The organism is Bauldia sp., from assembly GCF_965232525.1.
Taxonomy (GTDB): Bacteria; Pseudomonadota; Alphaproteobacteria; order Rhizobiales; family Kaistiaceae; genus Bauldia.
On the sequence record NZ_OZ246980.1, the window covers coordinates 4,184,650 to 4,197,539 of the forward strand.

Annotated in this window: 11 protein-coding genes; 6 read left to right on the forward strand and 5 right to left on the reverse strand. The window is 65.6% G+C overall.

Annotated elements, in window-relative coordinates:
• Positions 1-745: 745 nt before the first annotated feature.
• The 3 genes from ACO076_RS19840 to ACO076_RS19850 all read right to left on the reverse strand — a co-directional run bounded on the left by ACO076_RS19840 (position 746) and on the right by ACO076_RS19850 (position 4,499).
• Positions 746-1,579: a S49 family peptidase gene (locus tag ACO076_RS19840; protein ID WP_421724540.1), complete on the reverse strand. Its 834-nt coding sequence runs from the start codon at positions 1,577-1,579 to the stop codon at positions 746-748.
• A 1,751-nt stretch (positions 1,580-3,330) separates the two neighbouring features.
• Positions 3,331-4,266: a tRNA1(Val) (adenine(37)-N6)-methyltransferase gene (locus tag ACO076_RS19845; RefSeq protein WP_421724541.1), complete on the reverse strand. Its 936-nt coding sequence runs from the start codon at positions 4,264-4,266 to the stop codon at positions 3,331-3,333.
• Positions 4,263-4,499, reverse strand: a complete 237-nt coding sequence (locus ACO076_RS19850; RefSeq protein WP_421724542.1) for a DUF2007 domain-containing protein — start codon at positions 4,497-4,499, stop codon at positions 4,263-4,265. Before ACO076_RS19850 ends, ACO076_RS19845 begins: the two co-directional genes overlap by 4 nt.
• Positions 4,500-4,663: 164 nt before the next feature.
• On the opposite strand from ACO076_RS19850, the gene ACO076_RS19855 reads away from it, so the two are divergent.
• The 4 genes from ACO076_RS19855 (at position 4,664) to moaB (ending at position 8,990) form a co-directional block, all read left to right on the forward strand.
• Complete coding sequence (locus ACO076_RS19855; RefSeq protein ID WP_421724543.1) at positions 4,664-5,683, forward strand: polyprenyl synthetase family protein; 1,020 nt, start codon at positions 4,664-4,666, stop codon at positions 5,681-5,683.
• Positions 5,684-5,776: 93 nt separating this feature from the next.
• Positions 5,777-7,489: a tetratricopeptide repeat protein gene (locus ACO076_RS19860; protein WP_421724544.1), complete on the forward strand. Its 1,713-nt coding sequence runs from the start codon at positions 5,777-5,779 to the stop codon at positions 7,487-7,489.
• Positions 7,470-8,402 (forward strand): 4-(cytidine 5'-diphospho)-2-C-methyl-D-erythritol kinase, encoded by a 933-nt coding sequence (locus ACO076_RS19865; protein WP_421724545.1) that lies wholly within the window; start codon positions 7,470-7,472, stop codon positions 8,400-8,402. The genes ACO076_RS19860 and ACO076_RS19865 overlap by 20 nt, the downstream gene beginning before the upstream one ends.
• A gap of 27 nt (positions 8,403-8,429) precedes the next feature.
• The gene (moaB, locus tag ACO076_RS19870; protein ID WP_421724546.1) at positions 8,430-8,990 is read left to right on the forward strand and encodes a molybdenum cofactor biosynthesis protein B; all 561 of its coding nucleotides are present in this window, start codon (positions 8,430-8,432) and stop codon (positions 8,988-8,990) included.
• Positions 8,991-9,023: 33 nt separating this feature from the next.
• Here moaB and ACO076_RS19875 read toward each other — a convergent pair whose 3' ends face one another.
• Positions 9,024-9,908 (reverse strand): alpha/beta hydrolase, encoded by an 885-nt coding sequence (locus tag ACO076_RS19875; RefSeq protein ID WP_421724547.1) that lies wholly within the window; start codon positions 9,906-9,908, stop codon positions 9,024-9,026.
• 194 nt (positions 9,909-10,102) lie between these two features.
• Here ACO076_RS19875 and ACO076_RS19880 point away from each other — a divergent pair, with 194 nt between their 5' ends.
• On the forward strand, positions 10,103-11,245 hold the full coding sequence (locus ACO076_RS19880) for a PA0069 family radical SAM protein (RefSeq protein WP_421724548.1): 1,143 nt from the start codon (positions 10,103-10,105) through the stop codon (positions 11,243-11,245).
• On the opposite strand, the gene ACO076_RS19885 is transcribed toward ACO076_RS19880, so the two are convergent.
• Positions 11,242-12,057 (reverse strand): class I SAM-dependent methyltransferase, encoded by an 816-nt coding sequence (locus tag ACO076_RS19885; protein ID WP_421724549.1) that lies wholly within the window; start codon positions 12,055-12,057, stop codon positions 11,242-11,244. The two genes, ACO076_RS19880 and ACO076_RS19885, sit on opposite strands and share 4 nt — an antisense overlap.
• 132 nt (positions 12,058-12,189) lie before the next feature.
• Here ACO076_RS19885 and ACO076_RS19890 point away from each other — a divergent pair, with 132 nt between their 5' ends.
• Positions 12,190-12,882 (forward strand): winged helix-turn-helix transcriptional regulator, encoded by a 693-nt coding sequence (locus ACO076_RS19890; RefSeq protein WP_421724550.1) that lies wholly within the window; start codon positions 12,190-12,192, stop codon positions 12,880-12,882.
• Positions 12,883-12,890 lie beyond the last annotated feature (8 nt).

The following is a 12,890-nucleotide window of genomic DNA, read 5'->3' on the forward strand; positions in this document are numbered from 1 at the left end:
CCGGCGGGAGCGGACGACAGGTGGTGACATTCCAGTGTCGTGCGTTCGCCGAATGGCGCCGCACGGCCCGCCCCCGCCCAGCAGCTCCTGGTCCGCGCCGCCCGTCTCCACCCGCTCCGCGTCGTCCTCCGGCTCGACCGGAGGACCCATCGAAACCGTTGCTCTGTTGAAGATCGGGATGCTTGCCTTGGTGCTGCATTACCCAGCCACGTGCTGGCGATATCGGGTCCTCCGGTCGAGCCGGAGGACGACGGGTGAGCGCGGGCTTGGATGCTACGCGCTCCAGAATCACCGTCATGGCCGGACTTGATCTGGACAGGCCCGGCCATCCACATCTGCGCACTGGTCGTACCGACGCCGATCGACAGTGCGCGCGTAGCTGCCCGATCAAACGTCGGAGTCTTTGGCACGACTTCAGAAAACCATCACCGGTCATCCCGGACCGCGCACGGCGCAGCCGTGTCGCGTGATCCGGGATCCAGCATCAGACTTGCGGCGCGCAGCAGCCGCTCCGCTGGAGTCTAGATTCCCGCTTTCCTGTCCCATTTACACACGTCACACCGACGCGGAATCCCTCCCCGCCAGGGGAGGGGGGACCACCCGAAGGGTGGTGGGTGGGGACGTTTCGATAGGTCCGCGCCGGTTGCAAAGCATCAAACCCCACCCGTCCGACGCTGCGCGCCGGCCACCCTCCCCAACTTTGGGGAGGGATGGCGCGCGAGTCACCCGACTGAAGCAAATCCTGCTAAAGCCCGTAGCGCTCCCACAGCAGCCGTTCCTCGATCAGCCCGAGCGCGCTTTCGATCCCCGCGGCCATCGACGCAGCGGGGCCGAGCCCGAGACGTCGCCGCAGCAGGCTCGGCTGCTGGGCGATCACCTTCAGGACCACCTTCTCCCCGAACTTTTCGCGCAACACCGCCCGAAGCTCGCCAGTGCGGTCGGCGAGCCCGAGCTTGACCGCCTGGTCGCCGGTCCAGAACGCGCCGGTGAACAACTCCGGATCGTCGGCGAGTTTTGTCCGCCGCCCCTTCACCAGGTCGATGAAGGTGTCGTGGATATCCGCCTGCAGCGCCTTAAGCCGGGCGACGTCGGCTGCCTTCTCCGGCGCGAACGGATCGAGGATCGCCTTGTTCTCGCCGGCGGTATGGACCCGCCGCTCGATGCCGATCCGCGCGATCGCCTTCTCGAAGCCGAAGCCGGAATAGATCACCCCGATCGAGCCGACGATCGACGACGGGTCGACGACGATCTCGTCGCCGGCGACCGCGATCATGTAGCCGCCGGATGCCGCCGCGTCCTCGACCGCGACGATCACCGGCTTGTTCTTCTCCTCGGCCAGCGCCCGGATGCGGCGATGGATCAGATGCGACTGGACCGCCGAGCCGCCGGGCGAGTTGATCGAGATCGCCACCGCCGGCGCTGACTTCATCGCGAAGGCGCGGGCAAGCAGCGGCGCGACGCTGGCGATCGACAGGGTCTGGCGGAACCCGCCGCCGCCGATGCCGATCGGCCCGGCGAGCCGCACCACCGGCACCACCGGCCCACCCCGCCGCAACAAGGTTCGTAACGAAAACGCCATACCTACGCACTCCACTTCGCGTTCATTTGCAGAGCCGGCTCTCGCACCAGTCGCTCATCCCCCGCGTAATGTATCCTCTCCCCTTGTGGGAGAGAGCCTGTCCCCGGCTCGATCGGGGGATAGCGAGGTTTGGCGGCGACGCCGCCCTAGCCGAGCTTGGTGAGGGGTTCTTCGCAACCGATTACGCCTTTTTGGGTCCCACCCTCACCCGGTTTGCCGAAGCTCGCGTCCGTGCCAAGGCGGACATGGCTTCTCCCGCGGAGATAGGGAGTGAAGCCCACCTTCCCGCTCATCCCCACGAAGGTGGGGATCCATTCCATCCAGGCAAGGCACATCGGTCTCACTTCCCGCCTCCGGATCAGGCGGCACTAAGCTCCGCAGGATGAGGGGATGTTCTTTCCCCTTGTCGGACTCCTCTGCGGAAGCCCTCGCCGCGTGCGACCGCCCCTCTCCCCCCTTGCGGAGGAGACGGCGGAGCTTGGCCTCGCGAAGCGGGCCCTAGCGGAGCCAGAGGGGGGTGCCGGAGCGCTAACCCCGATTGGCGATCGACGCACAACGTAATCGCCGGCGGATGCGCCGCTACCCCCCTCCCTGACCCTCCCCCGCAAGGGGGGAGGGAAGCCGGCGTCGGGGCATGCCCCTCTCCCGACAGGGAAGCGGGAAGTGGAGCCCGAGCCAACGCTGATCCCCCGCCAACACCGCTCATCCAACGGAGTGCTTCCTCTCCCCTTGTCGGACTCCTCTGCGGAAGCCCTCGCCGCGTGCGACCGCACCTCTCCCCCCTTGCGGGGGAGACGGCGGAGCTTGGCGCAGCGCAGCGCGCCCTAGCGGAGCCCGAGGGGGGTGAGTTCGCAACGATTGCCCACAGAGCCCACCGCACGTCGAGGAGCCGCCGAAGGCGGCCTCGCACGCAAGACCGCGGACCGTCCGTGACGGTGTCGTGCGTCTTTCGAGGCTCGCTACGCTCGCACCCCCGATCAAGTCGGGGGCAGGCTCTCAAGATGAGGTCGTTGGCATGCCTTCAAAGGCTGAAGGGCATGGGGCGGACGTCGCGCCCATGTTCAAGCAACTGGCACCGGTGCGATCCGAAAGGTCCGTCTCCGCGGACGGCGGCAAGCCGCCCCGGCGAGACGCTTATATTCACCGAATACTATTTGCCGGGAAGCCCCGGCCGCATACGTCGACACCGTTATCCGCGCCGGCTACGCCCAATACTCAGCATGTCACCTCAGCTTTCAAATCGTAAACGACGTTCGGAAAGCCAGTTATACAATAGCATTGACGGTATTTCGACGTGTTATGCCCACGTTTACACTTCATATCTTCGGGTGCCTGGCCAATCACCGCGCATTCTATTCCCTTTGGTTTTGTGTTGGATGACGGAGTACCACAAAATCCATTGACCCTCGTTTCCTCGACGCTTCTTGGATACTCTTGGCCGCATTGTCCACCTGCATGAGCGGGGCAATAGAATAGCCAAGTGGTGGTGTCACCCAATGCGGTGCCGGGGATGAGTATGACGAGAAAAGCGGCAACCTTCACGACCTTAGAAGCCAATTCGGTTTCCTTTCAGATTCCAGCTTTTGTTAGGATACCCGGAATTATGCCAAGTTTCATTACGAATCGGACTGGTCAGACTGACGCCGTCGGCATCGGGTCTGTTACGGTGGCAAGGCGGGTTTCGGTTCAGCGCGTTGATGAGATGGAAACCGCCTAAAGCTGCTCGCCCCTTCCTTCGATCTCCGACCGGCTCAAGAGGAGCGTGCGCGTGGGCGGTGCCAGCCGCGGGCTGCTGACGCCAGCGACCGGCCATCGCGCAGCATCGCCTCGACTGGCTTGGTGAAGGCGTTGCCCTCGGCGCCGTGGAGGATCAGTGGCGGCAGGATGCGCGGGCTCGCCCGGCGGCCCTTGACCGCCCGCGCCAGAATCCGATGCGCCGGTTCGTCGGGACGTGGATGGATCGGCAACAGATCGAGCGCACCGAACCGGCGGCCGACAGCGGCGATCAGCTCCGCCAGTCCGGCGGCCGGGAAGACAATGGTGACGCCACCCCGCACCTTGAGCACCGACGCGGCGGCCCTCAGCCACGAGTCGAGCCCGCCGGCCCCGAGCACATGGGCATCGGCCCGCGCCCTGGCCGGCGACCGGGTGCCGCTGGCGCCGGCGTAGAAGGGCGGGTTCAACAGAACGTGATCGGCAAGGTCGCGCCCCATGCCGGCTTCCACCCGTTCCGCCTCCGGCGCGGCGATGTCGGCGGCGACGATCCGCACCCGGTCGGCAAAGCTCTGGTTGGCCGGTCGGGCAAGTCCGGCGCGGGCACAGGCGACCGCTTCGGCGTCCCGCTCGACCAGCACGATGCGGGCACGGCGGCAGCGGGCGGCGGCGCAGAAACCGGCGACCCCGACCCCGGCGCCGAGATCGACCACGGTGCCGGAGATGCGGCCGTCGAGGGAGGCGGCGAGCAGCACCGCTTCGAGCCCGGCCCGGTGGTGACCGCGCGCCGGCTGGACCGCCTCGACCCGGCCGCCGAGAAAGGCGTCGACGGTGATATCTGGCGGCATGTCCCCGGGCGCCGAAGCGTCGCGCTCGACACCCGCGTGGCGCGACGTCGCCATCGGTGTCGGGCCGGTGTCGGTGGGCGTCGAGACCGGTGTCGGAGGGGTGTCGGACGGCGTCGGCCGTGTCATTCGCTCGGCTTCGGTTTCTCCAGTTCGCCGCCGATATCGGCTTCGGTCAAAATCCGCCGGGCGGCGTCAACCCGTTCTGTCGGCACGAGAATTCGCCGTGGCAGCACCCCGATCGAGCCTTCGATCACGCTCATGTTCTGGTCGACGACCAGCGCCTCGATTCCGGCGTCCCTGAGCAATGCCTCGACAAACGAAATCAGGACTAAGTCATTGGTTCTTATGATCTCTTCCATGCGGCTCACACGTTTTCAGGGGCCGGATCGGCGGTGTCCATGACATTAAGGAGCGAATCGCGCCCCGACAATCCGTCGCAATCCCCGACCCCGGCTTTCGCGCTAGATTTGAACAGGTTAGCCGGGACGCCTATGGTCGGAGCCGGCAAACAGAGAGGTGTCCGGTGGGCGTGATCGTTCCCCTTCAGGGCGGCAACAGGGACGAGCGGGCGAGTATCGCGCCGCTGGTCGATTTGACTGCGGCATCAATGGCTTCGGTCAACGATATCATCCTCGATCGGGCCGGCTCGAACGTCGAGATGATCCCCGAGGTCGCCCGCCACCTGATCGATTCCGGCGGCAAGCGTTTGCGCCCGATGCTCACAATAGCCGCAGCCGGCATGTGCGGCTACAACGGCGTCGGCCACGTCAAGCTCGCGGCCAGCGTCGAGTTCATGCACACCGCCACCTTGCTCCACGACGATGTTGTCGACGAAAGCGACCTGCGCCGCGGCAAGGCTGCGGCCCGCCTCGTCTGGGGCAATCAGGCGAGCGTTCTGGTCGGCGATTTCCTGCTCGGCCAGGCGTTCAAGATGATGGTCGAAGTCGGCTCCCTCGACAGCCTGGAAATCCTCTCAAACGCCGCGGCGATCATCGCCGAAGGCGAAGTGATGCAGCTCGCCGCGGCCAAGAACACCGCAACGACCGAGGACGAGTATCTCGCGGTCATCCAGGCGAAGACGGCCGCGCTGTTTTCGGCGGCCGCCGAGGTCGGGCCGACCATCGCCGATCGCGACCGGACCGAGCGTGCGGCTTTCCGCTCCTATGGTACCAATCTCGGCCTCGCCTTTCAGTTGATCGACGACGCGCTCGACTATGGCGGCAACGCCTCAGACCTCGGCAAGCAGGTCGGGGACGATTTCCGCGAAGGCAAGGTCACGCTCCCGGTGGTGCTCGCCTACCGGAGGGGGTCCGATGAGGAACGGGCGTTCTGGCAGCGGGTCATCGTTGAGGGAAAGATCAGCGACGGCGACCTGGAAACCGCCGTGGCGCTGATGCGCCGCTACGATGCGATCGACGACACCGTAGAGCGCGCGCGCCATTTTGGCGCCGTCGCCAGGGATGCCCTCGCACCCTTCCCGGACTCAGAATACCGTTCCGCCCTTCTCGAAGCAGTTGACTTCTGCATCGAGCGCGCGCACTGAGCGCCGGGTTTCAGCGACGCTTGCCGAACACCCAGAAAACCGCCATCTTGTCCGCCGTGGGCGCCGCCTGGCTGAAGCCATAAACGGATACCAATGACTGTCAGACACCTCCTGAGCACGACCATTCTCGCGGCCGGACTGGCCCTTGCCGGCGGCCCGGCGGCTGCCGAGACCGTCAACCCGCGGCAGAGCGGTGGCATATTCGCACCTTCGCTGGCGGGCAGCTACCTCGCCGGGCGCAGCGCCGATTCGGCCCGCGACCTCAAGTCGGCCGCGGCGTATTTCACCGCGGCGCTGGAAGCCGACCCGGACAACTCGATCCTTCTCGACCGGGTCCTGATTCTCCAGATCGCGAATGGCGATATCGACTCCGCCCTCAGCTATGCCGAACGGCTCGTGGATGTCGATCCGCGGAACCCGACCGCGCGGCTCCTGCGCGGAATCGAGGCCATCGAGAAAGGGGCACTCGGCCGAGCGGAAGTTGAGATATCGGAAACGGCGCGCGCACCGCTCAGCGACATCACAGGCGCTCTCCTGACGGCGTGGGCGGTATTCGGCTCGGGCGAAACCGAAGCCGCGCTCGACATTATCAACGACGTTACCGGACCGCGGTGGTTCGACCCGTTTAAGGCCTTTCATACCGCGCTGATCGCCGATCTCGCCGGGCGGGACGATCTTGCAGTCGGCGCCATCAGCGATGCTGCGCGCACGGCCGGATCGACGCTCCGGGTCGCGGAAGCCTACGCGCGTATACTCGCCCGCGTCGGCCAGCGAGATGAGGCTACCGCGGCACTCGACCAGTTTCTGGAGAGGCAGCCCGACCATCCGATCATCGGTGACCTCGCCGCCCGGATCGCCCGCGGCGACGAACTGGAGCCCATGGTCGGGTCGACGATCGATGGCGCCGCCGAAGTCCTGTACGGATTGGGGTCGCTGATCGGATCCGACGGCGCCGTCGAGCTCGCAGCGGCCTACCTGCAGCTCTCGCTCTACCTGAAGCCGGAATCCCATCTGACCACCCTCAGCCTCGCGGACCAGTTCGCTGGCGCGGAACGATGCGAGGACGCTAACGCCGTCTACGATCGAATCCCCAGGACCTCGAGCCTGCGGCGCAACGCCGATGTCCAGACCGCCCTCTGCCACGACTTCCTGGACAACCCGGAGGCGGCGATCAGCCTGCTTGAGCCTCTGGTTGCCGACGAGCCGGACGATCTGACCCTGGTGACGGCTCTCGGGAGCATCATGCGCGGTCGCGAGCGCTTCGAAGAGGCGGTGGACATCTACGGCAAGGGCATCGACACGATCGAAGAAGTCGTGGATTCCCACTGGCGGCTTTTCTATTTTCGCGGCATCGCTTACGAGCGTAGCAAGCAGTGGGAGAGGGCGGAGGCCGACCTCAAAAAGGCGCTCGAACTCAACCCGGATCAGCCACAAGTCCTGAACTATCTCGGCTATTCGTGGATCGACATGGGCCGCAATCTCGAGGAAGGCCTGAACATGATCCGCAAGGCGGTCGAGCAACGACCGGACGACGGCTACATCGTCGATAGCCTCGGCTGGGCCTACTATCGGCTCGGCCAGTATGAGGAAGCGGTCATCCATCTGGAGCGGGCGGTCGAACTGCGCCCGGAGGACCCGGTGCTGAACGACCACCTCGGCGACGCCTATTGGAAGGTCGGCAGGCGGCTGGAGGCAACCTTCCAGTGGAACCACGCCCGCGATCTCGATCCGGAGCCAAAGGACCTCGAAAAGATCGTCCGCAAGCTGGAGAGCGGCCTAGTCGCTGATGGCGCAAACGGCGGTTGATCCTGTCGCGGTTCTGATTTCGGAAGCCGCCGCCAAGGTCGAGTCGGCGCGCGCCAAACTGAACCTCGCGCTGCACGTCCTGGACCGGCGTCCGGATGGATACCACAATCTCGATAGCTTGGTGGTGTTCGCCGATCTTGCCGACCGGGTGACGCTCTATCCCGAGGAGCCGGGCATGATCGGGCTGAGGATCGACGGTCCTTTTGCCGAAGAGTTGCGCGCTGCGAGCCCACCGGAAGACAATTTGGTTTTCACCGTCGCCAAGGGCATGGCCGAAGCGTTCGCCGCCGATGTGCAGGGCGGACTGGGATTGCAGCTCGAAAAGCACCTGCCGATCGCCGCGGGCCTCGGCGGCGGGTCCGCCGACGCCGCCGCTGCCCTGCGGTTGCTCAATCGCGCCTGGCATCTCGGCATCCCCGCTCAAGAACTTGCCAGTATCGGCTTCTCGCTAGGGGCTGACATCCCGGTTTGCCTTTTGTCGCGGCCCGCCCGGCTGCGCGGCCGGGGCGACGACCTGCTTCCTGTCAACGGACTCCCGGCCCTGCCCATCGTTCTGGTGAACCCGCGCGTTCCGCTCTCTACGCGGGACGTGTTTCGACGGCTTCAGCCGGCCGCGCGCGAGCCGATGCCGGCCCTGCCCAACTCGATCGCGACGCCGATGGAACTGGTGTTCTGGCTGAGGCGGACGCGCAACGACCTGTTCCCGCAGGCCGTTGCCATCGTGCCGCCAGTCGAGACTGCTTTGCGCGCGGTCGCCAACGACCCGGACTGTGTGTTCGCAAGAATGTCCGGGTCCGGGCCGACGGTTTTTGGTATCTTCATGTCGGACGAAACCGCCGTGCGGGCGGCTGCCCGACTGCGGGCGGCCGAACCGTCCTGGTGGGTGATGGCGACGCAAACTGCCGGCTCGTGACGCCACCGGCGCTAGGGGAAACGGACCATGAGCGACACTGCAGACGTGCCCTTCGTTCCTGTACGCTTCGCCGTCCTGGCCATTTCAGACACCAGAACGATCGAGGACGACCGCTCCGGGGCGACGCTTGCCGACAGAATCTCCGACGCTGGTCATGTGCTGTCCCGGCGCGAAATCGTCCAGGACGAAATCGCCGCGATCCGGTCCGTGCTCCAGCGCTGGATCGCCGACGACACCGTCGATGCGATCGTCACCACCGGCGGTACAGGGCTCACCGGGCGCGACGTCACCATCGAGGCCGCCGAACCCCTGTTCGACAAGCACATGGACGGGTTCGCCGCGGTGTTCCACATCATCAGCTACGGCACCATCGGCACCTCGACCGTGCAGTCCCGCGCGACCGCGGGCGTCGCCGGCGAGACGTTCGTCTTCTGCCTGCCGGGATCGCCGGGAGCGTGCCGGGACGCTTGGGACGGCATCCTGGCGCCGCAGTTCGACTATCGCCACGCGCCGTGCAACTTCGTCGAGATCATGCCACGGCTCGACGAGCACCTAAAGCGCGGCAAGCTGCGGCAGGCCGACGTCTGAAGGCCGGCGACGCGACGGGTCGGATAGGGCCCGCTAGCAGCCGCGAGACGACAAAGCCGCCGCGTCCGTTGCATCGGTGCCTGCCACTTGGGACGCGGTCACCTGGGTCCCAGCCTCCAGGATCCGAGTCAGCGCCTCCGTCATTGCGGCTTCGAAAGCCGGCGTCTGATAGAGGTCGTTGTGTCCTACGTTGGGGATCGTACGATCGAAGACGAGGTTGGCAGCCGCCGTCCGGAAGGCCTCGGTTCGGCGGGGTGGAATGATCCTGTCGTTTTCAGCAGCGATAATCGCGACAGGGGTCGTCGCGCCGCGTATGGCATCGGCGGCCGGCATTTGGTGGCGCAACAGCAGCCCAACCGGCGCCCATGGAAAATGCTCCCGAGCCAAAGCTTCGAGGTTGTCGAACGGGCTGACCAGGATGACGCCGGCAAGCGGCCGACGCGACGCCAGTTCCGCCGCAACGCCGGTGCCGATGCTGTAGCCGACCGCAACCACCTGCGCTGGCCCGAGCCGGTCGATAACATCGTCATAGAGGATCGGAGCATCTGCAAGCAGCGCCGCCGCGCTCGGGCGGCCGGTGCTCGGGCGATAGCCGCGATAATGGAACGTGACCACGTCGCGATCGGGAAACAGCCGATGGAGCAACACAGCCATGCAGGCAGCGTTCCACGCGTTGCCGCCAAAACCGAGCAACACCACGCGCTCACCGGAGTGTGACGGAGCGGGCGGGATATGAACACCGTAGAGGTGTTCGCCAGCTCCTGTTTCAACATCCAATGCGACGGCGGATGGTGGTAGCTCCGGCGGCGGTGCGACGAGATAGGCCGGAAACAACATCCGGGTCTGCATGAATGAGAGCAGCAGGAGGACCGCGCCGAACACGACGACCAGAACGAGCGCGATCTTGATGAACCACATGAGAAGGCTTCAGTTCCAGTTTCCACCAATGGTGCAATTCAAACAGCCTGTGGCCGTGCGTTCAAATGGCGAGTTCCAATCTTCGTTGGATGGCTTGGTGTCACGGCGCAGTGCTCCCACCGCGCAGCTTCTTGGGATTCAAGAATTGCAAATTTGTTCTTGATTTGTTCCGCTCATATGCTAGGAATCTATTCATGTCCTCGCTACGCCACCGATTCGCCGCCAGCCGCATCGCCCCCGCGCAGACGGTCGAGGACTTTGTTGGCGTCCAAATCGACCCCGAGCGGCGACGGGGTCGAGGCGCCGGCATCAACCCCTCGGGGCGTTTCGAACCGACCCAAACCACCGCCTTCGACGACGGCTGGGGCTCGGCCGACGACCTGCCGCCGTTCAAGACTGAGGTTCAGGAAGAGAAACCGCGACGGATCATCACCACCAACCAGTCGCCGGATATCTCCTTCGATCGATCGATCAATCCGTATCGCGGCTGCGAGCACGGCTGCGCCTATTGTTTCGCCCGGCCGACCCACGCCTATATGGGGCTATCGCCGGGGCTCGATTTCGAAACCCGCCTCTTCGCCAAGCCGAACGCGGCGAAGCTGCTCGAACGGGAACTCGCCAAGCCAGGCTACCAGCCGAAGACCATGGCGATCGGCACCAACACCGATCCCTATCAGCCGATCGAGAAGCGCTATCGGATCATGCGCGAGATTCTCGAGGTTCTCGACGCGGCCAACCACCCGGTCGGGATCGTCACCAAATCGGCGCTGGTCCTGCGCGACATCGACATCCTGTCGCGGATGGCGGCGCGCAATCTGGTCAAGGTCGCATTGTCGGTGACGACTCTCGACCGCAAACTCGCAAGAGCCATGGAGCCGCGGGCCGCGACGCCGGAACGGCGCCTGGCGGCGCTGCGCCTGTTGTCCGAAGCGGGCGTTCCGACCACGGTCATGGTTGCGCCGATTATCCCCGCGCTGAACGAACCGGAGATCGAGCGGATTCTCGACGCGGCGTCGGTCGCTGGAGCACGAGAGGCGGGCTACGTCCTTCTTCGGCTCCCGCTCGAGGTGCGCGACGTGTTCAAGGACTTCCTTGAGCGAGCCTATCCTGACCGCGCCAAGCACGTGCTGTCGGTGATCCGCTCCATGCACGGCGGTAAGGATTACGATTCAACCTGGCACCATCGCCAGCGCGGCGACGGCCCGTATGCGTGGCAGATTGGGCGCCGGTTCGAACTCGCCGCCCGGCGGGCCGGGCTCAATCGCGAGAAACGCTCGCTGGACAAGACGCAGTTCCGCTCGCCGCAGCCGACGGGCGCCCAGCTCAGCCTGCTTTAGCCAAGGCGCTTGCCGACAATCACCAGGTATTCGCGTTTGATGTGGAGGCCGAGGTCAGTGGCGTAGTGGCGGTGATAGGCGTCGACATCGGCCTTGAGCGCCGTGCGCGCCGGTTCGTCGAGCGAGGCGGCCAGTTGTTTCAGCGGGCCGAAGCCTTCGACGTACCAGTCCCAGATCTCGTCCGGATCGGCGTGATAGGCGTTGCTGATCCCCATCTCGAATGTCAGGTCGAAGTCGCGGCCGAGCAGGCCGGCGACGATGTCGCGATCACCCCAGGCGAGCGGCGATGGCTCAGGCGGCGGCGCGCCGCTATGTTTGCCGATCACGCCGAAGAATTCCGCCACGGCGCCGGCGGGCGCCCAACAGGCCAATGACAATCGCCCGCCCGGACGACAGACCCGGGCGATCTCCGTCGCGGCGCGTTCATGGTTGACCGCGAACATGACCCCGAACGTCGAGATCACACCGTCGAAGGCACCGTCGGCGAACGGCAGGCGTTCCGCGTCCGCGAGGCGGTAGTCGATCGGCCGGTCGAGGTCCTTTGACAACGCCTCGGCAGCCGCAAGCAGCTCCGGGGCGATGTCGATGGCGGTGACCTCGGCGCCGACGCGGGCCAAGTTGCGCGCGGTCCATCCGGTGCCGGTAGCGACGTCGAGGACGCGATCACCGGGCCGCGGCGCGAGCCGCTGCGCCGCATGGGCAAGGGCATCGGAGATTCGGAAACTCACATTGTCATAGGCCGCCCCGCCGATGCCCCACATCCGCGCGGCCGGCTTGTGGTGATCGAGGATGGCGCTCTCCAGAACGGTCATCAGTGTACTCCTGTCAGCCCAAAACGAGGGCGATCGAAGCACGGTTGTTGGCGGCGCGAATAGTCCAGATTCTGGAGTATTGTCGGGCGACGACGGCAGCTATCCTGACGCTTGGAGAAGGGTCGAAATGCCATGCGCAGCTACAACCAATTCTGTCCGATCGCCAAGGCCTCCGAACTGTTCTGCGAGCGATGGACGGCGATCATCGTGCGGGATCTCGCCTATGGCGCATGCCGGTTCTCCGAACTGAAGCGCGGCGCGCCGCTGGCGTCGCCGACTACACTCACCCATCGGCTGAGGCAGTTGGAGGCCGAGGGCATCGTCGAGCGCCGCCGGTCCGCCAGCGGCCGCAGCTGGACCTACCACCTGACACCCGCCGGGGAAGAATTCGTCCCAATCGTGATTGCCCTCGGCACCTGGGGGATGCGTTGGTCGCGTCGCGATCTTGTCAAGCACGAAAAGGATGTCGGGCTGCTGGTGTGGGCAATGGAACGGGGCGCCGATCCGACTGCGTTCGGTGATTGCCGCGCCGTGGTTCAGATGACCCTCACCGATCAGCCCAAAACCAAGCGAAACTGGTGGTTCGTCAATGCCGACGGCACGTGTGAGCTCTGCGTCACCGATCCGGGCTATCAGGTCGATCTCTACCTGACCACGACGCTTGCCGACATGATCTACATCTGGCGCGGCGACCTGACGTTGGCGACGGCGATCGACTCCGGGCGACTGGAGACCGACGGCCCGACATGGGCGCGACGGGCACTGAAGCGTTGGCTCAGCATCAGCACTCTCGCCCACGTCAAATCGGAGCGGGCGGCGGCGTGACGCGCTGA